We start from the raw sequence: 21,167 nt of genomic DNA, 5'->3' as shown, positions 1-21,167 counted from the left end.
AAAACCAAGGAATAGTACTATCTTTAGGAAAAATTTATAAGATGGATTTGTCCAAGATTTCCCAAATAAAACATACAGATTCCAATAATTTCTTTTTGCTCTCAGGGCCTTGTGCAATTGAAGGAGAAGAAATGGCCCTGCGTATCGCGGAACATATCGTAAAAATAACCGATAGCCTTAAAATTCCCTACGTTTTTAAGGGGAGCTTTAAAAAAGCGAACCGCAGCAGATTGGATTCCTTTACCGGAATTGGGGACGAAAAGGCACTTAAAATTCTGAGAAAGGTATCGGAAACTTTTAAGATTCCTACTATTACGGACATTCATACGGAACAGGATGCCGCTATGGCAGCCGAATATGTGGACGTTTTACAAATCCCTGCTTTCTTGGCTCGGCAAACCGATTTGGTCGTTGCAGCGGCGGAAACCGGAAAAACGGTCAATATTAAAAAGGGACAGTTTATGAGTCCGGAAAGTATGAAACATGCCGTTAACAAGGTTACTGAAACTGGCAATGAACAAGCCATCATCACCGATCGTGGTACTATGTTCGGATACCAGGATATGATCGTAGATTTTAGGGGAGTACCAACTATGAAACAATATGCACCGGTGGTATTGGACGTCACCCACTCGCTTCAACAGCCCAACCAATCCTCAGGGGTTACCGGTGGAAGACCCGCCTTGATAAGTACCATGGCCCGTGCGGGAATAGCCGCTGGAGTTGACGGTCTTTTTATTGAAACCCATTTTGACCCTGCCAATGCCAAAAGTGATGGTGCCAATATGCTTGATTTAAGCTTGATGGAAAAATTATTGACGGACTTAGTGGCCCTGAGAAAGGTGGTGAATTCGTTTTAAGCAATATCCTCTTTTCTATAAAAGCCTTTACTTTTTAAGGATTGGGCCTCTAGCAATACCTGACATAGGATTATGTCATCAATTTCTTCTAGAGAGGTATATCTAAGGGATTTAACAACTTTTCTTTTTTCGGAAACCATTTTATCGAGGTGTTTCGTCAAATGGGCAGAGTTCCAAAACCCAACATCTACATATCCTTTTTTATGAGAAACGTTTAAATAGCACAGAGGGGTTTTATCGATATAAAAACAAGGGATGCGCCATTTATACTTCATGGAGGCATCTGGTATAGTATGTTCAACCACAGCCTTTACGTGGAGCAAAATGCTTCGGAATGTTTCGGGTTGGTTCAAAATATAATTCTCGGCCGGATTCATAGCTTATTAAAACCTGATTTTACTTTTTCTTAAATTTAGAATATTATTTTTAATGTGACCAACACGTACATTTGAGCAAACTCCTTGATTATGAAAAGTATCATCCCTTTCTTTTTTTTATTTTTCACCATTTTATTAGTCGGACAAGAGCACACACATCGTAGTTCTAGACCCTTGACTTTTCCGGATATTCCTGGATATAAAAGCATCAAGACCGACTTGCATATGCATACCGTATTTTCCGATGGCAATGTATGGCCCAACATCCGGGTTCAGGAAGCCCTTAGGGATAATCTGGATGTAATTTCCCTTACGGAACATTTGGAATACCAACCACATTCACAGGATATTCCGCATCCGGATAGAAACCGTTCCTATGAAATAGCCTTAAAGGAGGCTGCGGACTATGATCTCTTGATCGTACATGGTTCCGAAATTACACGTAGTGCTCCCATGGGCCATAATAACGCTGTTTTTATAGACGATGCCAATCCTATCTTACAAGAAAAGGCAGCCGATGCCTTTACGGAAGCAAAAAAACAAGGAGCCTTTGTATTCGGAATCATCCTGCCTGGTACGCCCAAAACCCTGATGGAAACCCTATTCTCAGCGACTTTCAAAAAGAACGCATTAAAAATGGCGAACTTCATGGTATCGAGGTTATTAACTTTACCGATTACGCGGAGGAATCCTTAGCCTTGGCCCTCTCAAAAAACCTAACCATTATGGGAACCAGCGATGTCCATGGGCTTATTGATTGGGACTATACTGAAAAAGGGAATCACCGCCCTATTACCTTAGTTTTTGCCAAGGAAAAGAGCCTTCCCTCCATAAAGGAAGCCCTTTTCGCCGGTAGGACCGTGGCCATTTACAACGATTTATGGGTCGGTAAAGCGATGTATATGATGCCACTTTTGGAGGCAAGTATCAAGGTGGAATCGGCAAAGTATGCAGAGGAAAGTAATGTATTACAAATTACCCTAAAAAATGTCACCAGTAGCGACCTTTTATTTCAAAATGATTCGGAGTACACATTCTATGATAGTTCTCCGGTTTTTGAAATTGAAGCGGGACAAACGAAAACCCTGCACCTAAAAACATTGCAAAGAAAGACATCTGTGGAACTAAAACTAAGGGCCTTGGGCTGTTTTGTGGCCCCTGAAACACAACCAGTAGTTACTTGGATGGTAAATCCTGATAATTAATTCCAATCCACATAGTCCTGTAAATAACTATATCGCTCCGTTAGCTTCCCATCTTGAGTCATGCGCGCCCTTTGTAGAATCCCATCTTGATCACCATTAAAAAAGGCAGGAATGACGTTTTTCACAAAGGCCTCACCGAAACCTTCACTGGCATCCCTTGGTAACTCACAGGGTAGGTTATCTACCGCCATGACTGCAATGGCATTCGGATTTTGATAATCGGTTTCCTTTTCCGTTTTTGGGTCGTAACCGTAAATGGGGTCTGCAATAGTCGAAGGTTTTATAGTGGAAGCAACTGGACCGTCAATATCACAGCTAACATCCGCTACGACCTTGATTTTAAAATCAGGATGTTTGGCATCTTCCCTTGTGTATAAATAAGGGGCTCCTTGACCATAAAAATGTCCGGCAATGTAGAAATCGGTTACCTTTGCGAAACGGAAAAAGTTGGATTTATACTCTTCGGGATGGGCAAAAAAATTGGCCTTATTTCCACGTACCCCATCCTTTCGCTTATTATACTCGCCCGCATCTATTTGGCAATAGACCGGTTCGTTAAAATCTTCCTCCAAGTATTCGGAAACGTTCACCCTTCGCATCCCCATTCCATCCAACATTTCGCGAGACCCATTCCCTACCCTGCCCCTTCCGGTAAGCAATACTTTAATATTGGGGAGTTTGATATTTTTCAATTCATGAATCAAGGCTTTTTGGTCAGGTAATGAGTTTGCTTTGGGCAAGTCATACAGATCATATTTTAGTCCGTATGCCCTGAATCCGTTGTAGGCTCCAACAATACCTGCATAGCGGCCAAATGCCACCAAACGTTGTTCTTTGGGATTGGTTATAACTTCATGATCATATAACTCAATATTCTTTTCTAGAATTGCCCGCAACAAATCCCGGTTATAAGGCTGTTTTTTAATGGTATGGGAAAAGAAAAAGTATTTCTTGTTGGGAATGAGTGCATCAATTGGGACTTCCTTGACCCCCAAAAGTACATCACACAATTCCATGGAATTTTCCACCGGTATCCCCAATTGTCTGTACGATGCATCATCAAATGCCCTGATGGGCGAAGGTTCAACAATAATCTGAGCCTTGGGGAAGGTACCCACGACTTTTTGGCAGGCTTCCGGTGACAAAACTACCCGGCGATCAGGGGGATTCTTACGCTCTCTGATGATTCCGAACTTCATATTGGCTTTGGTATAAATATTGCATAAATGTAAAGGGATTTGTAGCGGTGCGCAAACTTTTGTTAGCTTTGCTACCCGGGTTAGGGATAGAGGCAGGTACCGTGTACCACCGATAGCCCGACCTTTTGAAAAAAGGGAACGCAAAAAAGTTCTTTGAAAAAAATCATGGGAGAATTGCAGATTTGAGTTAGTCCCTTCGGCGCAGTTTATGCTGAGCATGGACGAAGTACTCAGAGTTCAATTCGTTTACGATTAGCATTGCTAATCTAACTCATTGAAGGGGCCGACTGGTTTTGACAGCGAGACCAATGGCATTGTAAGCATGCCGAGCGCTGGGGTACAGCTCGTTAATATCATACTTCACACTTTTAATTGGCGAAAATAATTACGCTCTTGCCGCATAATCTGAATTATAGTAAGATTTGCCTCGTCCCTACAAGGTAGGGAAGCGAGATGTTCCTGAATAGCCCTTGTTGACGGCGATTCATTTAGGAGCACCGGAAAAGTCAACACAAGGGTATCCGCTCGCTTTGGCGGTGCCTCTAAAACTTTAAGAAGATAAGTGTACATTAGGCGGTTTCTCGGTCAGGTGTACATCGAAAACCAAGCAGATACTAAGCATGTAGAAAGCACTGACGTTGCTTGTTTGGACGAGGGTTCGAATCCCTCCGGCTCCACGACACTCAAGAAACCACGCCTTGGCGTGGTTTTGTTTTTTATGGAATGTCAAAACGAAGTTTTGTAAATGAATAAAAGACAAAACTAGCAGCTTCGGCTTCGTGGTTTCTTATTTGCAACATTGGATAGAAGTGAGGAACGAAGTTAATCCCTCCGGCTCCACTATAAAAGCCACCTTCTTAGGTGGCTTTTTTGTTTTTTAAAAGTCTTTTATCCAATTAAACTTCTCCTTGATTATATTCTCTTTGTTCCGGGACACATAATCCAAAAAAGCCAGTGCGGCCGGTGAAAGATTTTTTGATTTTAGCCAGATCAGGTTCCAATTGGTGATAATGGGAAGTCCTCGTATCGGAACAATCTTAAGCTCTTGGTTTTTTAATGCATTCTTTATCCCTATCAAGGGCATTATGGAACAGCCCAATCCGGAGATTACGGCTTGTTTAACGGCTTCATTGGAAGTAAGTTCCATTTTTTTGTTCACTGTAAAATGGTGATGGGAAATGAAACTCTCCATGGCATTTCGGGTTGCAGAACCTTGCTCTCTATAAATCAACGGAATTTTTTCAAATAGATGTCTTTTAGAAAAACTTTTGGGAAAATTTCGTTGGTAATTGCTCACATAGAACAATTTATTGGGCATCAGTTCCACTCCGTAAACTTGTAATTTTTCGGGAAGCACGGACACTAGGGCAAAATCGACCTCGTTTCGTTCCAGGCTTCGTACCACTTTAGTTTTATTGGTAACGTCCATACTAAGTTCTACACCATCATGCTCCTTCATAAAGTCTGACAAAAAGTAGGGCATCACATATTTTCCCGTGGATACAACCGATATCTTAAGTCTACCTGACAACTTACCTTGATAAGCGACCGTCTTGTGATTTATTTCCTGTACCTGCCCTAAAATTTTTTCTGCCGCCTGGGCAATTTCGATCCCAAAATCAGTTATAAAAAGTCGCCTTCCAACCACTTCGGTCAGGGGAATTGGAAACTGATCTTGAAAATTTTTTAGTTGAATCGATACCGCAGGCTGGGTAAGATGTAATTCTTCCGAAGCCTTTGTAATACTCTGTAATTCAGATATTTTAAGAAATATCTGAAGTTGGTGCAACGTATAATTCATAAAATATTTTAATGTTTATCATTATAAATATAAATAAAATTTAATGATAAATATAGCTAATCTTTGCATCGTAAATCCTAAAAACATATTCATGGAAACTCAAGAACTGTCAAAAACCAAAAAAGCAAAAAAAACAATTCAACTAGTAGATGGGACCTTTACGCCAAGTGAAGCATCGGACGTCATTACCGCCCTAATCGACGAAAAAATCAATTTTCATAAAATTCAAAGATTACAGATTTGGGAAGGAAACCACAGAAGCAGCACCAGTGGTTTGGATAGTAGAATTCAGGAACTGTTAAAAGAAAAGCAATTGGCCAAGGACATTATCAGCGAAGCCCGAACCAAAGGGGTCAACATTTCAATCAACGGTACTCTTAGCCTGAAGTTCTTGGATTAAAGAGCACAGCCTATTGGATCAATCAATAAACGGCACACTTAATAATCTTATTCAAAATAACAAAACATGCAAATACCAAGAAAAGCAATTCCCACCCTACTATGCACCCTAGCAATGATCATTCTTATAGGCTTTTCCTATCTCAATGAGTCCATCTTCATGGATCAAATATTGATTTGTGCCTTCATTATTGGTTTAACGACCCTTGTTCATTCAATGGGAAGCATAAAAGGTTCTGAAAAGAATAAAGAACAGGTCAAAGAGAAACTATAATTCTTCAAAAAAATGACAAGACTGCAAACAATGAATACAAAAGATTTGAGCCTAAAATTTGGCATGGCAGGCCTAACCGGGACGATCCCGGTTTTATTTTGGATCATGTTCACTATTAACTTGATTTTTGCTATCAGCTATTTTCCAAATATTCCGGAATGGCAATGGGAAAATTTACTGAGAACCAATGGTTTCACCTTGCTTCTGACGACCACGGTTTTCTTTTTCAGTGCAATTATTGGAACATACGCGAAGTTCTATTTTAAAGAGCGGGGACAACGATCAAAATTTATGCTATTGTGCCTTGCATTCACCTTTTCCGTACAATTCTTCCTGATTTCCGAACATTTAGTATTACTTCTTATTGGCTGGTTACTAATGGGATGGGTAATGTCCAAACTTATTGGATTCCATATGGATTGGAGTGAAGCAAGAGAGGCCAAAATACTTTCCGAGAAAGTATTTTTTATCAGGTAGTTTTCTATTAGGCATCGGGCTTTTGATACCTGCGGTTTACTCCAACAGTACTGCGCTTAGTAGGTGGATAGCCACTCTTGACCAAATACCAAACTATGCACTTCTCATTTCGGCACTTTGCATTATTGGGGCCGCCTTGATACAGTCTGCCATCTTCCCTTTCCATAAATGGTTACTTTCTTCCATGACCGCTCCCACCCCAGCTTCTGCCCTCATGCATGCAGGATTTGTGAACGGCTCCGGAATCATATTAACGCTATTGGCACCTATAGTGATAGCCTCAAACACTCTAGATATTCTTTTGATTATTGGTGGGCTTACGGCCCTTACGGCCCAGTTCACCAAACTCATTCAAGTAAATGTTAAGCAACGCTTGGCATGTTCCACTATTGCCCGGATGGGATTTATGATTATGCAATGTGGATTGGGCTATTTCAACGCGGCCATTACCCATCTCATACTTCATGGATTTTACAAAGCCTCCCTTTTTCTATCCAGCGGTGAGGAAATAGAAAAACTTCATCCAAAGGCACCACCGTCCATTAGGATAAAATGGTTTCAATCAGTAATAGTAGCTAGTTTTAGTTTGGTGGGAGCCTTTTTGTTCTCGAGACTTACTGGAAAAGGTATGAATTGGGATAGTGGAATCTTTTTGACACTCATTGCCGCTATCACGGTCGGACAAATGACTTATAATCTTATTAAGCTTAATCCACTAAAAGGATGGCAGAAAATAATTCTGCCCCCAGTACTTTTTATTACGGGAATTTCAATCTATGCACTTTTCTATCAAATAGTCACCACCTTCATGACCGGTATGGAAGTAATTGCATTCCCAACGTCAATAAACCCATTTCAAGTTGCTTTTGGAGTCGTGTTTCTAATCGGTTTCTTCATCATGAAATTGGGCACATATAGAAAGATACCCTGGTTATATATGAAGCTTTTGAGCTTGTCCCAGCCTCATAAAAAAACCTTTTCAACATCCAAAAATTAATATAATGAACCATTCGGAAATAGAAAGACTAATAGAGAAAGCATCCAAATATGTGGGAGACACTTGGCCACTATATTCGTTTGTAACCTCCAACCCTCTTAGTGGTTACGAGGAAAGACATTTTTTCCAGGCCGTAAAAAAGGCGGAAAGTCTTTTAGAAGCGGACATGTTTCCAAAGGCCTCTGTCTATAGGAAAGCCTTGGAAAGAGGGGAAATTGATCACTTTGAAATACAGAAACTATTAAAGAAAAAGGGATATGCCCATACCCCGGAGGTTTCTTTGGAACTTATGGCAACTAGGACGGCCAATAAAACTGGCCATAAGGAATGCGCTTTGGACCAGTACATGGTAAAATGGCTCTCCTCCTTTTTGGACGAAGGTTTGGCCGAATGGCAAATGCCTTTCAAGACAGAGGGGTTTTACATGGCCTGGAGATACTTGGCACCATACGATGATAGTTTAGGAAAGATTGGTATGAACATGATTCCCAAAACCAGCGAAGAAGCATTGGAAATTTTGCTAAAAGGGCAATCGGAAGAAACAATCTTGATGGTGCTTGATCAACATTTGGCCGCCCTACCAGGTTGGACAGGCTACATAAAGCACAGAAGTGAAAAACTTCACGCTTGGCAAAGGGAGGCTCCAATAGACCTTAAGGATTATCTCGGCCGTTAGACTTTGGGCCAGCAAAAAAATGGGATACCCACTTGTTATAAAAGATAGGCCCGATAAGTCCTTGGACCATTCAGCAGAACTACACTATATATGGCTCTTGGCCTGGGAGAAAAGTTGGCAAAAGAAACTATTACAGACCTTAAAAAAATCTTCCATCGATATTGTAGAAAATAAAAATACCTCACCCGATGTACAGATGGTCTTCTGTATAGACACGCGATCAGAACTCATACGCAGGCATGTGGAATCCCAGGGAAATTATGAAACCTTTGGCTATGCAGGTTTTTTTGGAATAGCCATGGATTACGAAAACCCAAGGAACGGTTTGTTGCAAAAGGCCTGTCCGCCAATTGTAGAATCCTGCTATGTGGTATCAGAAAGGGCTAAAGAGGATAAAGAGAATTTCAAAAGTAAGCTGGATAAAAAAAATGAAGTGAAGAGCTTTTGGAACTACTTCCTAAAACGGATGAAAAATATGCTGCCTTCCACTTTTGGTTTTGTAGAGGGTTCGGGGTTCCTCTACGGGTTAAACATAACGGCACGGACGCTATTTTCAAGAAGGCTTTATCAATGGAGAAATAAAAATAATAATGTGTATGAAGCAGCATGTAGTCCTTATATTAATAACACAAAAAATAAGGAACCTCAGAATGTGTCCATTACTTTATCCGAAAAAGTAGCTATCGTAAAATCCGCCTTTGACCTTATGGGATGGAAGGATTTTGCGCCGATCATTGTTTTTACCGGTCATGGAAGTCATTCAGCCAATAACCCATTCGGATCTAGTCTCGATTGTGGTGCCTGCGCAGCGACTCCAGGACGTCATAATGCCCGAATGTTGGCCAATATGGCCAATGAAAAAGAGGTGAGGAATATACTTCTTAAAGAGCATGATATCATCATTCCGAGAATCGACCTTATTTATAGGAGCTGAACACAATACAACAACGGATGAAATCATACTTTTTGAAGCCGATACACCGTCATCGCACAAAATGGCCCTTTCCAAACTGAAAGCCAATCTGAAAAAAGCCCAAATTTCCGCAACACAGGAACGATTGGGACGTACCAAGAACAGTGTTGCCCTGGCACAATTGAATGCAAGCAATTGGGGCGAAACAAGACCGGAATGGGGTCTTGCCAAAAACGCCAGTTTTGTAATAGGCCCTCGAAAACTGACACAAAACCATAACCTCAATGGTCGTTGTTTCCTACATTCATATAATTGGGAAAAGGATACGAGTGGAAAGGCTTTGGAAGCCATTATGCAAGGGCCCATGGTAGTGACCCAATGGATCAATAGTCACTATTATTTCGCCACCGTAGATAATGACGCCTTTGGTGCAGGAACCAAAACAACCCATAATATTACTGGTAAATTTGGTGTGGTGCAGGGTAATGGTGGTGACCTAAAAAGAGGGCTTCCCTGGGAGTCACTTTACAATGAAAAAGATACTCCGTATCATCCACCCCTACGATTGACAGTGGTCATCAACGCACCAATTAATATAGTAACCAAAATTTTGGATTCTAATGAGTCGCTTATATCCCTGATTTCAAATGAATGGCTTCATCTCATCATCATGGATCCAGAAACAAATTTGGAAACCCTATGGAAGCCTGAGCAATTGGTATCTACTTTAAAAGATAATCAAAAGGTTCATAAGTCTTTAATAAACAAAGTCTACGAAGAAGTAACAATTTAGTCAATGGAACGGCAACTTTAGTTTTTGTATTAGCAAAAAAATAATAGCTGACCTCCATTTTTTTAAAAGCCATCTGTCAAGATGGCTTTCTTTTTTCTTGTATTTCGTCAATTAAATTATAAGGATAAGTACTATATTGGAGTATCATATAGAAAAGTAGTAGCCATCAATAAATCCATTGTACGTACTATAATCGAACTTCTAGAAGTCTTTTTTAGGAGTTCCGAAGCCAAAACCGAGGACGGACCTGGCATCAACATGTAGTTCCGTATAAAGATGGGTGGGCCGTTCGTCGTGAAGGCAATAAAAGGATAACCAGTAAACACAGAAAACAAAGCACGGCCATAAACAAAGCAACCACATTGGCAAAGAGATATAGTTCCGATGTGATCATTCATCGTGAGAACGGAGAGATTCGTGACCGCATCAGTTATTATGATTAGGGTTTATGAATAGAATACAAACCCTCAAGAGCGTTAAGAAAAGACAAATGGTGCTATATTAATTTAATCTTTAGCTCTTTCAAAATCCATCTGCGTATAGGATTGATTTTTAAGTTTTTGTTAATAGACAAATTCGTGAAAATGGGGTATTTTATGGGATATGGTAAAAATACCTCAACCAACTATCCAAAAATTCCTTAAAAATATACCCTTAAAACTAGTAAGCAGTAAAGGGAAAACCATTGCATATTTACTATTTACTTTACTTCTTTTTTTTGGATGTTCGCCCAAGTATACGAATGTTTCCCTCCCTATTGAAAATGTCCAGGAATTTTCCTCCTCCGGCAACTTGGCTATAGAGGAAAAGTGGTGGACGACTTTTGAGGATGAACAACTGAATACATTAATTGACAGTGCACTACAGTCCAATATGAATTTGGCGGCAGTTTGGGAGCAGTTTATGGCTTCCAAAGCTGTCGTTCGCAGACAGGCTTCCAATAAATGGCCCCAAATCGACGCCTCCGCACAAACGGCAAGAAACTTCCCGGAGCCTGATTTTGTGGGTGGTGAAAATACCCAATTAGGACTTTCCACTTCCTATGAAGTGGATTTATGGGGAAGGATACGTACCGCTGTGCAGGCAGAAAAACTTAGAGCGGATGCCAGTTTATTCGATTATCGGACAGCAGCCATAACATTGTCCTCCCAAATCGCCTCTACGTGGTATCAGCTGGTAATAGCCAAAAAACAATTGCAGATTACGGAAGAACAGATAGCAGTTAATGAAGACATTATTAAGTTGATTCGTTCCAGATTTGTTGGGGGTCAAATTAGGGCTGTGGATATACTACGGCAGGCGCAATTATTGGAAAGCACCAAGGAGCAGCGCATCATTTTTCAGACCAATGTAGAATTGCTCGAAAATCAATTGGCCGTGCTCCTAGGTAGACAACCACAAGAAAACCTTGAACTAGAAACCTCCTCTTTACCAAAACTCACTGATTTACCTGAAACAGGATTGCCACTGGAATTAATAAGACGCCGTCCCGATATACAGAGGTCGTATGCCCTACTGTTAGCCGCGGATCGTGATATGGCTTCAGCGGTCAAAAGCAAATACCCAAGACTTTCCCTAAGTGCACGTGGGCAATTACGTTCCAACAACTTTGACAATCTCTTTGAGAATTGGGCCTACTCCATCGCCGGAAATTTACTGGTCCCCTATTTTATGGTGGTCAATTAAGTGCCGAGGTAGACAGAACCGAAGCCATCAAACGCCAAAGACTATATGAATATGGTCAAACTACCTTAACTGCATTCCAAGAAGTAGAAAATGGGGTCACTAGGGACATTATGCAAAAACAACGCTTAGAAAACATAGCAAGGCAGTTGGAATTGGCAGAGAAAAGTAACAAACAGTTACGCGTGGAGTTCCTTAATGGTTTTAGTCCCTATTTGGACGTCCTGCTGGGCTTGGATGCGGAGCAGCAACTGAGAAGGGATTATCTCGGCAGCACAATTACAACAGATACAGATTAGAATAGACTTATACCGCGCTTTGGCCGGCGGGTTTGAAACATACCGTGAAATTGAAATGGAAAAAACGAGATAGATATGACTAATAAAAAAATACTGTGGATATGTTTGGGAATATTGCTGGCAGGGGTGGCAGTAACAATGCTCATTTTTTCTACCGAACCTGAAGCCCGGACGGAGGGTGCCACCGTAGAAACGGCTATGTTGGTCGATGTCACTGAAGTGGAGCAAGGAACCTTTGAGCCGGTAATCGTAGCCACTGGTACGGTACAGCCCGTTGAGGATGTTCAGTTGAGTCCGCTAGTATCAGGTCAAATCATCAGAAGGGACCCCGCATTTACACCTGGTGGATACGTTAAGAAGAACCAAGTTTTACTTCAGATAGACCCTTCTGATTATGAGAATACTCTAGAACTGAGGAGAAGTGAACTCATGCAATCGCAAACTACGTTGGATACTGAAATGGGTCGGCAACAAATTGCCTCCCAAGACCTTCAACTTATTGTGGATGACTCGTTGTTTGGCAGCAATCCTTTATCTGAAGAAGAACGTCAACTAGTGCTCAGAAAACCCCAGCTTAATGCCGTTAAGGCGACTATAGAAGCATCCAAAGCGTCCTTAAAACAAGCACAATTGAATCTTGAGAGAACTACCATAAGGGCACCTTTTGATGCTCATATTCTTACCCAAAACGTATCAACGGGATCTCAAGTATCACAGGGAGATAATTTGGGAAGAATTGTAGGTACGGATTATTACTGGGTGAATGCCACAGTCCCAGTAGCCAAACTACAATGGCTGAAATTTCCGAAAAACAGTACGGATATGGGTTCACCTGTACGCATAGAAAATTCAACCACTTGGCCGAGATGGCACGTACAGACAAGGTTATCTCGACCGCCAAATTGGTGCTTTGGACGGACAAACACGATTGGCGAGGGTATTGGTGCGTGTGGAAGATCCCCTTGGTCAAAAATCAAGCTCCGCTGATAAACCTATGTTGATTATAGGCTCTTTCGTGGAAGTATACATCAATGCAAATCCTATAGAAAATGTGGTCGAACTAGACAAAGGGCTTGTGCGTACCGGCCAAACTGTGTGGGTGATGAAGGATAATAAATTGGAAATTCGCGAGGTGAACGTTGCTCTAACAGATGATCAATATGCCTATATATCAAATGGGTTGGAATCGGGTGACAAAGTAGTCAGCACCGATTTAAGTACGGTTAGCAACGGCATCGGATTACGTACACAAGGTGAGAATATCCAGGAATCGACAGAATAAAAAACCATGGAAGAAAAGGAAGAAATTAAAAAAGAGAGTCCAAGAAAAGAAGGTGCCATTGCCTATATGGCTCGCAACTCCATCGCCACCAATCTACTGATGTTATTATTGTTGGGAGGAGGTATCTTCACCATGTATACTATTCAAAAAGAGGTTTTTCCTGAATTTCAATTAGATTTTGTTGAGGTTTCCGTAGCCTACCCAGGTGCCTCCCCAGCTGAAGTGGAACAGGGTATATTGCAACCCGTTGAGGAAGCCGTACGTGGAGTCAATGGAATTAAGGAAATTGTATCCGAAGCTAGAGAAGGTTCAGGACAAGTTACCATAGAGCTAGTAGCGGGAACCGAAAGAATGAAGGCCTTTCAGGATATCGATCAGGCCATCAACCGTATACGTACCTTCCCCGATGATATCGAGGAACCCGAAGTGACGCTCCAAAACAGGCAAAGGGACGTAATTCAAATTGGGTTGTTTGGTAGTGCCGATATTTGGACACTAAGACAATTGGCAGAAAGGTTAAGGACTATCCTATTAAATAATCCTGAAATTACCCAGGTAGAATTGGGAAATGTACCTGAATACGAAACTCGCATTGAGATTCCCGAGACGCAACCTTCAAAAATACAATCTCACTCTCGGTCAAATTGCGAACATCATAAGACAAAGCAGTAACGATGTTCCGGCAGGGGCCGTACAAACCCAAAGTGGTGAAATATTATTAAGGATGCAGGAGCGAAAACAATGGGCCGATGAATACGGAAACATTACCATAGTCTCCTCCAATGATGGCGCCAATTTGCTATTGAAGGATATTGCCACTATCACGGACGGTTTTGAAGAAGTAGGCTTTCATGGGCAATTCAATCAAGAAAATTATGTGGAACTTCGAATTTTTAGAATCGGAGATCAATCCCCCCTAAAGATTGCGGAAGAAGTCCAAGGTATTTTAGATGATTTTCAATTACCTCCTGGCATTAAATACAGAACTGATAGTAACCGAGCCGCTGACTATGAAGAGCGCCTTTCGCTATTAACGGAAAATGGGGTGTTGGCCATTCTTATCGTATTGGTTATTCTTACCCTTTTCCTTGAATATCGATTGGCCTTTTGGGTCATGATGGGTATGACGGTATCCTTTATAGGGGGGATGATATTACTTCCACTGATAGGCATAAGTGTCAATATGATATCCATGTTCGGTTTTTTGGTGGTTTTAGGAATTGTTGTGGATGATGCCATCGTAGTGGGTGAAAACGTATACGAGTACCGTCAAAAGGGTCTGAGCCCTATGAAGGCGGCCATCGCGGGAACCAAGGATGTTTCCTTACCGGTAACTTTCAGCATCGTAACCACCATTATTGCTTTTGTACCCTTACTCTTTATGCCCGGGGAAACGGGTAAATTCCGGCAGCCGCTGCCCGCAGTAGTTATCGTTATCCTTTCGGTTTCCTTGATAGAGGCCCTATTTATCCTTCCCTCCCATTTGGCCCACTTGAAAAAAGAAGAAACTAAAAATAAATGGGTCCGAAAATTAGAGGGGTGGCAACGTTCCTTTGCCACAGGTTTTGACAATTTTATCGAGAATAGATATCGTCCCATTCTAGACAAATGCCTTCAATATAGATATATTACCTTATGTGCAGCAGTAACCCTTTTATTGATTGTTGGCGGATATGGGTATAGCGGTCACATGGGAATGATCATGATGCCGGAGGTCGCTGCGGACGAAATTGAATGTGGGGTAAGACTACCTGTTGGCACTACCCCGGACCAGGCTGCCAAGGTGGCCAAAGAGATTTCAGATGCTACGCAACGGATGTTCGAGGAACATAACCTTTATGAAGTGGCGGAGGGAATAAAGACAAATGTAAGGGGGCAAAACTTCATTGATGTAGAAATCGTGATGTTACCACCGGATCAGCGTGATATCACGGCCGGGGAAATGATTGCCCTTTGGCGGGATAATATCGGTGACATTCAAGGTGTGGATCAAATCACCTTTGAGGCGGAGCGTGGCCCAGGGGGTGCCGGACAGGCAATTAGTGTCGACTTAAGCCATTCCGATATTGATGTTTTGGAACGTGCAAGTGCCACTTTTGTTGAGCGGATGAAAGCTTTTTCCAATACGCGCGATGTTACCGACAATTATAATAAGGGGAAATTACAGTATGATTTTAAGCTGCTTCCACAAGGAAGAAATCGGGCCTAACTTCCGATGAAATTGGAAGACAGGTTAGGGACGGTTTCTTTGGGGCCTTGGCTATGCGCCAACTAAGGGGCATGAACGAAATAGAGGTTCGAGTAAAGCTTCCCCTGGAAGAGCGTAAGGACATAAAAAACCTAGAAGACTTTCTTATTCGCACCTCTGACGGAATTGAAGTACCCCTAATGGATGTAGTAGAAGTTGAGCAACGGGAAGCATTTACAAGTATCAATCGAAGAGATGGAAGAAGGGTGGTAAATGTAGGTATGGATGTGGAACCCGCTAATTCAGTAAGCAGGGTATTGGCTTCCATGCAAGAGGAAGTGCTGCCACAATTGAGAAGTGATTTTCCAGGAACCACATGATCTTTGAAGGTAGTCAGGCAGATATGAGGGAAAGCACCAACACTTTAAAGGCAGGTTTTTCCATAGCCATGTTACTGATTTATGCCTTACTCGCCATCGCCTTTAGCAGTTATACGCAGCCCTTGATTGTGATGACGGCCATTCCATTTGGAATTGTCGGAGCCGTAATTGGACACATCTTATTGGGGTACGACCTTTCTTTGGTAAGTCTTATGGGGGTAATTGCCCTTTCCGGGGTGGTTGTAAACGACTCGCTCATTATGATCGATTATGCCAATAAACGTCGATTGGCTGGGGACTCCATCTACGAAGCCATTCATGAAGCCGGGCTACGTAGGTTTAGACCCATTATCCTTACAACGATGACGACCTTTGGAGGATTGGCACCCATAATTTTAGAAACTTCCAGTCAGGCTTTTTACTTGATACCTATGGCCATTTCCCTAGGTTTCGGGATTGTTTTTGCCACTACGATCATCTTGGTCATCGTACCCTGTCTCTACCTTATCTTGGAAGACATTAAACTCCTACGTAAAAAGGGTAGTACCGTAAAACGGGTCGATGTGCTCGAAGCTTAGACCAAGTGGTAGGGTCTGTGAAGGTTCAGCGTTATTAAAATTGTCTTTTGCATTACTAAAGATCAGGTAGTTCCTGTAAATTGTTTCAAAGCAAATGACAAAATCATGAATAAAGAAGAATTATTAGGAAAGGAACTTAGCAACCTATATGCTATTTCCAAACAGGTGAACAATTACTTTAACGACAGCGATATCAGTTTTCTAAGTGAACGGAGAAAAGTCATTCTTGAGGACTACTTAAAGCTAAGTTGTAAAAACGAAGTTGAAATCGCCGAAACACTTCGCCATATCAACGTGAATCCAGGAAATACGACAGACTCCATTGTAAATGAAATAACTGAAAATTTACATGAGATTATTACCCAAAACGGATATAAAAAAGATTCAAAGCAGCTAAGCTATATGATGTCCTTAAATCGTTTGATCAGTTATCACGTTGCAAATATTGAAAATATTGGTTTCTTGCTCAACGAGGTAGAGATTAAGAAGGCTTCCTAACCCTTTGAAAAGGTATTTAATACCTTTTATAGGTATCCTGAAATATTTTCCCTCGTTAGAACATCAATAGGCAGTAATTTATTTTTAGGCATATCCCGTTGGTACAATAAATATTCAGAGATAATCGATATACCATGATACCCTTGAAGTCTCGGGATTCTGATTTAAAAGAATATCAATTGCACCTTCATTTAATAGCTCAATATTTTCAGGTATCATGTCGTATCCTATAATTTTTACTGAAGGGTGGTTACGTATCACGGGTGCTGCAATATGGGTCTTCGAATTGGTGATAAACAATCCATCTACTTGGCTTATTTTTGAATTTAAAAGGTCTGTATCAAATACATCTTCTAAACTTAAAATTTCCACTTTAGTAGATTGGTGATTTTCTTTAAAATAGTCTAAGAATCCCATTTCCTTTTCCTCCACATGGGTCTTATTCTCGGTCTGAACATCCATGTTTAGTATCAACAATTTTCGTTCATCCCTTATTTCCTTTGTCAATATATCCATTAGGTAGGCAGCGGTCCGCCCACTCTGTACATAATCCTGACCGATAAAAGAACTATAATTCACACTATTGATCGGTGAATTCAACAGTACAAAAGGAATTTCCATTCCCTCCAACTTTCTATACAGGTCAATACAGGTCTCCGTAAAAAAGGGTACGATAACCAAGGCATCCGGATTGTTTTCCAAAACAGCATTGAAATTTCTATAATACTCCTCAGGAGTATTTCCCATTTGTACAGGTTTAATGGCCATTCCAAAGGATTCCAATCCTTCATAAGCCTCCCTTATACCATGATTCATCTGTTGCCAGTATAAATCTTTGCTATCATCTCGGCATTAAAATCCAAATGGTGTAGATCCTATGATTCTTCAAAGACCTGGCAATCAAATTAGGACGGTAATCAATTTTATCAAGAACCTCCTCCACTTTTTTCCTGGCCTTTTCCGAAACTTTGCCTCTTTTGTTGACTACACGATCTACCGTGCCCCTTGACACATCGGCTAGGGCCGCAATATCCTTTATGGTGTAGTTTCTTTTTTCCATGTCAACTTTAAAGAATAGAAAAGTTTTGGAAATTCTTAGAATCTGAAAACAAGATTTTCAAAGGATTACTGATTAATATGTATCCTTAATCCAATTATAAGGTTTCCTTTTTACCCAATTGCCCCGGGTAAAGTCTCGGAAAATCCTGAGGTTCCCCATTATTGGCAATGGACTGTTCGGATAATGGGGTAATAGCGCTCCAAGCCGCAGCATCATAGGCATCCATAGGCGGGGCTATATTTGCCTTAGCAGATTCAACGAAAGCGTTTATCACAAAGAAATCCATACCACCGTGACCGGCACCACTGGCATATTCCCCATATTTTACCCAAAGTGGGTGATCATATTTTTTAAGCCATTCATCCGCAACGTCCCATCGGTGGGGCTCCGATTGACCTTCAATATAAATACGGTTGCCATCCACTTCCCGAGAGGCCGTTCGCGCCTTGTACCCTAAAACCTAATGAATAAGGTCTTGGAAGGTTGCAATCATGTGTAACAATAATGGTCTCCCCATTGGAAGTATCTATTGTGGTAGTTATCACATCCCCCTGCTTCCATTTTAATTTGGCATTTGGATGATCTTCGCCCCCTTTTGCCACTATATAATTATGCAACCCAATACCCTTGGTTGCGTGGGATGTAAGCGATACGAACCTATTTCCCCGATTGATATCGCACATGGCAGCAATGGGCCCTACTCCGTGGGTGGGATATACATCGGCATTTCTCAACAAGGAGTGTTGTGTACGCCATCTAGCCTCTGAAATGCCTTTTTCCCCAAATTCCACTCCCTTACCATAGGGTTCTTTTCCATCATTGAACTTCACCCCCCTTAAATCATGCTGATAGCCACATCTAAAATGTACCAATTCCCCAAAAATATTCTGACGAACCATATTCAATACCGCAAGAATATCTCTTCTATAGTTCACGTTCTCCAAGATCATCATATGGGTTCCGGTACGCTCATGGGTATTCACCAAATCCCAACACTCTTCCATGGTATTTGCTGCAGATACTTCCAACCCCGCATACTTGCCTGCTTGCATGGCATCCTTGGCCATACGGGTGTGCCATAGCCAAGGGGTCGCAATGATTACCGCATCTACTTCTTTAAGCTCCAAAAGATTTCTGTAGTCCAAATCATCTTTTCCAAAAACCTGGGGTTTGGCATCCCCATTTTCAGAAATCATATCCAACGCAATTTTTATGCGGGCTTGATCTATGTCACAGATGGCTGTTACCAAGACATCATCACGCATCAACAAGTTGCTGAGGTGATTGGTTCCTCTTAGACCTACCCCTATCATACCCACACGGAGCTTTTGTGCCTGAAAATTCATTCCCATAGAGATTTGAGGCCAAAGGGCCGCTCCCGTGGCAGCCATGGAGGTTGATTTAATAAAATTTCTTACTGGATTTTGAGTTCATCTTGATAATAATTTAAAAATTAGTATTGGCCGTATTTTGGGTTCTTAGCCCGGAGTCGACCCTTATAGGATATGCTTCCTTCGCCCCAACGGACAAAAGAGCGTTTATGATTTGAGTTTCAGTTCCCGGTTTTGTGAGTACAACAATACTTCCCCCGCCACCGGAGCCAACAATTTTAGCACCATAAGCACCTTGATTTAAGACAGCCCCGATCATGGTATCGATTTTAGGCACGGTTATTTTTAATTTATCCCTTAATAGGATATGATGTGCCGTCATTAACCTGCCTATTTCCGATAGGTCTAAAACGGGTTTTTGAAATTCGCCCAAAGCCCTTTGGGTAATCTGATGGTTTTCGACTGCCGCTTCAAAATAAGGAACCAATTCCAGGGGCAATAAAGGATTATAGCTTTTCATATCTGAAACGGATATGTTTGCTATATCGAAATCCTTATGATGTGCTGAAATGATTTCAATAGCTTTCATGGCATTTCCCTTTACCCTTCCCGAAGCCCTACTGTTTCCTTTGGAACACCTGAAACCCCAGTAACCATACCTTCCAATTGAGAACCGATATGACTGCATTTAAAAGGTGGCTTTGTTTGGATATATACCAACCCCCCCATGGAAATACTAAAGTGGTTCATCATTCCACCAGGTTCCTTATGCTCAAGGATTTCGGCCCTATATCCAAGTTCTGCCAAATATTCTTGACTTACAGGACGGTTGATACCGAAGGCGGCTATCAGAAACTGTATCCAGGCCAAAAGCACTGCCGATGAACTGGAATTTCCGAATTAATAGGAATATTCCCGGAAATATCTATATCATAACCCCTACTTGGTACACAACCCTCTCTTTTTAAGACCCTAAGGGCAGAACCGAAATAATCACGAGGTTCCAAATGCTCGAAATTTTCAGAAATTGGAATATTTCTCACGGCATCGATATCCTTCATTCGGATTCTAAAAACCTCCAAATCATTGGGAATCGCATTCAGAAGAATATGCCTATCTATGGCACAGGCAATTACGGGCAGTCCAAGGTAATCTTGATGATCTCCAAAGAGACAGGTCCTTCCAGGCGCCACTATTTTAATTTCCTTAGTTCCCACTAATCAAATGATTTGATTTTTTCCAAATTGTCAAGCTCAAAACACGACCCTCTTTCTTCAAAAAAACGCTTGAACCTTGGCAATGATACAAAATTGTGTTCGAGCACACAAATTAAGTTAAAATAAAACGGTGACAGAAGAAATCTGCCTAAACAAAGCTAGAGGAACCTTATCTATTTTAAATCAAGCATTTAGGTTTAGCTAATATAGCAGCAATGTTAAAAACCTGTTGATTAAAAAAAGGGCTACGGTTTTAATAATTATTTATATTTGGTAACCGACCATCTATACCGATGATAAAAAATATCAAAACCATGTTCAGTAACATGAACGACACTACCCGCGAAGCGGCACTTACCTGTCTTTGCAGTGAGTTCAAACTGGACGATAAAAGATTCATCAAAAAAAATTGGATGATCGGTGGTAGAATTCCTGAAGAATATCAAGAAAGAACGGTTATCATCTTCGAGAACCTATTGCGGGAACAATCCATAAAGGTTAGAGAAATTCAAGTTAATCTGTAGTCTAGCACTTAAAGCTTGGATAGCTCCAATATCTCCCCTTTCATATGTGTTGTATCGATAGGCAAACTCAAGGTCGCATAATGATTGGCGCAATTTGGTTACTAAATAACTGTTCATTCACTTTAATCTCCCCTTTTGATTCCACACCCTTTCCAA

Annotated in this window: 30 protein-coding genes, 1 other RNA gene and 1 pseudogene; 23 read left to right on the top strand and 9 right to left on the bottom strand. The window is 41.3% G+C overall.

What is annotated here, in order from left to right:
* Positions 1–41 precede the first annotated feature (41 nt).
* A complete protein-coding gene (kdsA, locus tag NYZ99_RS04305; protein WP_260573787.1) occupies positions 42–860 on the top strand; it encodes a 3-deoxy-8-phosphooctulonate synthase in 819 nt (272 codons plus the stop codon).
* On the opposite strand, the gene NYZ99_RS04300 is transcribed toward kdsA, so the two are convergent.
* A complete protein-coding gene (locus NYZ99_RS04300; protein ID WP_260573784.1) occupies positions 857–1,237 on the bottom strand; it encodes a DUF1801 domain-containing protein in 381 nt (126 codons plus the stop codon). The two genes, kdsA and NYZ99_RS04300, sit on opposite strands and share 4 nt — an antisense overlap.
* A gap of 90 nt (positions 1,238–1,327) precedes the next feature.
* On the opposite strand from NYZ99_RS04300, the gene NYZ99_RS04295 reads away from it, so the two are divergent.
* Positions 1,328–1,933 carry a PHP domain-containing protein gene (locus NYZ99_RS04295; protein WP_260573781.1) on the top strand — a complete coding sequence of 202 codons (606 nt, stop codon included), beginning with the start codon at positions 1,328–1,330 and terminating at the stop codon, positions 1,931–1,933.
* Positions 1,934–1,962: 29 nt separating this feature from the next.
* A complete protein-coding gene (locus tag NYZ99_RS04290; RefSeq protein ID WP_260573779.1) occupies positions 1,963–2,442 on the top strand; it encodes an Sb-PDE family phosphodiesterase in 480 nt (159 codons plus the stop codon).
* On the opposite strand, the gene NYZ99_RS04285 is transcribed toward NYZ99_RS04290, so the two are convergent.
* On the bottom strand, positions 2,439–3,641 hold the full coding sequence (locus NYZ99_RS04285; protein ID WP_260573778.1) for an NAD(P)-dependent oxidoreductase: 1,203 nt from the start codon (positions 3,639–3,641) through the stop codon (positions 2,439–2,441). The two genes, NYZ99_RS04290 and NYZ99_RS04285, sit on opposite strands and share 4 nt — an antisense overlap.
* Positions 3,642–3,920: 279 nt before the next feature.
* On the opposite strand from NYZ99_RS04285, the gene ssrA reads away from it, so the two are divergent.
* Positions 3,921–4,321, top strand: a transfer-messenger RNA (tmRNA) gene (gene ssrA / locus NYZ99_RS04280).
* 197 nt (positions 4,322–4,518) lie between these two features.
* On the opposite strand, the gene NYZ99_RS04275 is transcribed toward ssrA, so the two are convergent.
* A complete protein-coding gene (locus tag NYZ99_RS04275; protein ID WP_260573776.1) occupies positions 4,519–5,442 on the bottom strand; it encodes a LysR family transcriptional regulator in 924 nt (307 codons plus the stop codon).
* 91 nt (positions 5,443–5,533) lie between these two features.
* Between NYZ99_RS04275 and NYZ99_RS04270 the strand changes: the two genes are divergently transcribed.
* From NYZ99_RS04270 to NYZ99_RS04185, 18 genes are all read left to right on the top strand, one after another.
* Entirely contained in the window at positions 5,534–5,842 is a 309-nt protein-coding gene (locus NYZ99_RS04270) for a hypothetical protein (RefSeq protein WP_260573773.1), read from the top strand.
* Positions 5,843–5,908: 66 nt separating this feature from the next.
* A complete protein-coding gene (locus NYZ99_RS04265; RefSeq protein ID WP_260573771.1) occupies positions 5,909–6,115 on the top strand; it encodes a hypothetical protein in 207 nt (68 codons plus the stop codon).
* 30 nt (positions 6,116–6,145) lie between these two features.
* On the top strand, positions 6,146–6,592 hold the full coding sequence (locus NYZ99_RS04260; RefSeq protein ID WP_260573769.1) for a hypothetical protein: 447 nt from the start codon (positions 6,146–6,148) through the stop codon (positions 6,590–6,592).
* Positions 6,540–7,589 (top strand): proton-conducting transporter transmembrane domain-containing protein, encoded by a 1,050-nt coding sequence (locus tag NYZ99_RS04255; RefSeq protein ID WP_260573767.1) that lies wholly within the window; start codon positions 6,540–6,542, stop codon positions 7,587–7,589. The genes NYZ99_RS04260 and NYZ99_RS04255 overlap by 53 nt, the downstream gene beginning before the upstream one ends.
* Positions 7,590–7,593: 4 nt before the next feature.
* The gene (locus NYZ99_RS04250; protein ID WP_260573760.1) at positions 7,594–8,265 is read left to right on the top strand and encodes a DUF2309 domain-containing protein; all 672 of its coding nucleotides are present in this window, start codon (positions 7,594–7,596) and stop codon (positions 8,263–8,265) included.
* 19 nt (positions 8,266–8,284) lie between these two features.
* Positions 8,285–9,199 carry a putative inorganic carbon transporter subunit DabA gene (locus NYZ99_RS04245; RefSeq protein ID WP_260573758.1) on the top strand — a complete coding sequence of 305 codons (915 nt, stop codon included), beginning with the start codon at positions 8,285–8,287 and terminating at the stop codon, positions 9,197–9,199.
* A complete protein-coding gene (locus tag NYZ99_RS04240) occupies positions 9,156–9,971 on the top strand; it encodes a DUF2309 domain-containing protein (protein WP_260573755.1) in 816 nt (271 codons plus the stop codon). The genes NYZ99_RS04245 and NYZ99_RS04240 overlap by 44 nt, the downstream gene beginning before the upstream one ends.
* 81 nt (positions 9,972–10,052) lie before the next feature.
* On the top strand, positions 10,053–10,235 hold the full coding sequence (locus NYZ99_RS04235; RefSeq protein ID WP_260573753.1) for a hypothetical protein: 183 nt from the start codon (positions 10,053–10,055) through the stop codon (positions 10,233–10,235).
* 47 nt (positions 10,236–10,282) lie between these two features.
* Positions 10,283–10,414 carry a DUF2188 domain-containing protein gene (locus NYZ99_RS04230; protein ID WP_260575328.1) on the top strand — a complete coding sequence of 44 codons (132 nt, stop codon included), beginning with the start codon at positions 10,283–10,285 and terminating at the stop codon, positions 10,412–10,414.
* A gap of 160 nt (positions 10,415–10,574) precedes the next feature.
* Positions 10,575–11,657, top strand: a complete 1,083-nt coding sequence (locus NYZ99_RS04225) for a TolC family protein (RefSeq protein WP_260573751.1) — start codon at positions 10,575–10,577, stop codon at positions 11,655–11,657.
* On the top strand, positions 11,600–11,953 hold the full coding sequence (locus NYZ99_RS04220; RefSeq protein WP_260573749.1) for a TolC family protein: 354 nt from the start codon (positions 11,600–11,602) through the stop codon (positions 11,951–11,953). The genes NYZ99_RS04225 and NYZ99_RS04220 overlap by 58 nt, the downstream gene beginning before the upstream one ends.
* 75 nt (positions 11,954–12,028) lie before the next feature.
* The gene (locus tag NYZ99_RS04215; RefSeq protein WP_260573747.1) at positions 12,029–12,940 is read left to right on the top strand and encodes an efflux RND transporter periplasmic adaptor subunit; all 912 of its coding nucleotides are present in this window, start codon (positions 12,029–12,031) and stop codon (positions 12,938–12,940) included.
* Positions 12,864–13,235 carry a permuted SH3 domain-containing protein gene (locus NYZ99_RS04210; protein ID WP_260575333.1) on the top strand — a complete coding sequence of 124 codons (372 nt, stop codon included), beginning with the start codon at positions 12,864–12,866 and terminating at the stop codon, positions 13,233–13,235. Before NYZ99_RS04215 ends, NYZ99_RS04210 begins: the two co-directional genes overlap by 77 nt.
* 6 nt (positions 13,236–13,241) lie before the next feature.
* Positions 13,242–13,907 (top strand): efflux RND transporter permease subunit, encoded by a 666-nt coding sequence (locus tag NYZ99_RS04205; protein WP_260573745.1) that lies wholly within the window; start codon positions 13,242–13,244, stop codon positions 13,905–13,907.
* Entirely contained in the window at positions 13,828–15,444 is a 1,617-nt protein-coding gene (locus tag NYZ99_RS04200; protein WP_260573743.1) for an efflux RND transporter permease subunit, read from the top strand. The genes NYZ99_RS04205 and NYZ99_RS04200 overlap by 80 nt, the downstream gene beginning before the upstream one ends.
* An 11-nt stretch (positions 15,445–15,455) precedes the next feature.
* Entirely contained in the window at positions 15,456–15,803 is a 348-nt protein-coding gene (locus NYZ99_RS04195; RefSeq protein WP_260575327.1) for an efflux RND transporter permease subunit, read from the top strand.
* Positions 15,800–16,381, top strand: a complete 582-nt coding sequence (locus NYZ99_RS04190; RefSeq protein WP_260573740.1) for an efflux RND transporter permease subunit — start codon at positions 15,800–15,802, stop codon at positions 16,379–16,381. The genes NYZ99_RS04195 and NYZ99_RS04190 overlap by 4 nt, the downstream gene beginning before the upstream one ends.
* A 105-nt stretch (positions 16,382–16,486) precedes the next feature.
* Positions 16,487–16,879, top strand: coding sequence for a hypothetical protein (locus NYZ99_RS04185; RefSeq protein WP_260573734.1), 393 nt, complete (start codon positions 16,487–16,489; stop codon positions 16,877–16,879).
* 114 nt (positions 16,880–16,993) lie between these two features.
* Here NYZ99_RS04185 and NYZ99_RS04180 read toward each other — a convergent pair whose 3' ends face one another.
* From NYZ99_RS04180 to NYZ99_RS04155, 6 genes and pseudogenes are all read right to left on the bottom strand, one after another.
* The gene (locus NYZ99_RS04180; protein ID WP_420845181.1) at positions 16,994–17,695 is read right to left on the bottom strand and encodes a substrate-binding domain-containing protein; all 702 of its coding nucleotides are present in this window, start codon (positions 17,693–17,695) and stop codon (positions 16,994–16,996) included.
* A 25-nt stretch (positions 17,696–17,720) separates the two neighbouring features.
* Positions 17,721–17,939 (bottom strand): LacI family DNA-binding transcriptional regulator, encoded by a 219-nt coding sequence (locus NYZ99_RS04175; RefSeq protein WP_260573731.1) that lies wholly within the window; start codon positions 17,937–17,939, stop codon positions 17,721–17,723.
* A gap of 72 nt (positions 17,940–18,011) precedes the next feature.
* Positions 18,012–19,330 (bottom strand): annotated as a pseudogene (locus NYZ99_RS04170) (Gfo/Idh/MocA family protein).
* Positions 19,331–19,385: 55 nt separating this feature from the next.
* Positions 19,386–19,859, bottom strand: a complete 474-nt coding sequence (locus NYZ99_RS04165) for a hypothetical protein (protein WP_260573729.1) — start codon at positions 19,857–19,859, stop codon at positions 19,386–19,388.
* Positions 19,860–19,870: 11 nt separating this feature from the next.
* On the bottom strand, positions 19,871–20,140 hold the full coding sequence (locus NYZ99_RS04160; RefSeq protein ID WP_260573721.1) for a hypothetical protein: 270 nt from the start codon (positions 20,138–20,140) through the stop codon (positions 19,871–19,873).
* A complete protein-coding gene (locus NYZ99_RS04155) occupies positions 20,119–20,487 on the bottom strand; it encodes a galactokinase family protein (RefSeq protein WP_260573720.1) in 369 nt (122 codons plus the stop codon). The genes NYZ99_RS04160 and NYZ99_RS04155 overlap by 22 nt, the downstream gene beginning before the upstream one ends.
* Positions 20,488–20,801: 314 nt before the next feature.
* Between NYZ99_RS04155 and NYZ99_RS04150 the strand changes: the two genes are divergently transcribed.
* Entirely contained in the window at positions 20,802–21,011 is a 210-nt protein-coding gene (locus NYZ99_RS04150; protein ID WP_260573718.1) for a hypothetical protein, read from the top strand.
* Positions 21,012–21,167: the final 156 nt, after the last annotated feature.

Source organism: Maribacter litopenaei (assembly GCF_025244665.1).
Taxonomy (GTDB): Bacteria; Bacteroidota; Bacteroidia; order Flavobacteriales; family Flavobacteriaceae; genus Maribacter; species Maribacter litopenaei.
The sequence above is the reverse complement of the archived record's forward strand: the minus strand, read 5'-3'. Positions and strand labels throughout refer to the sequence as shown.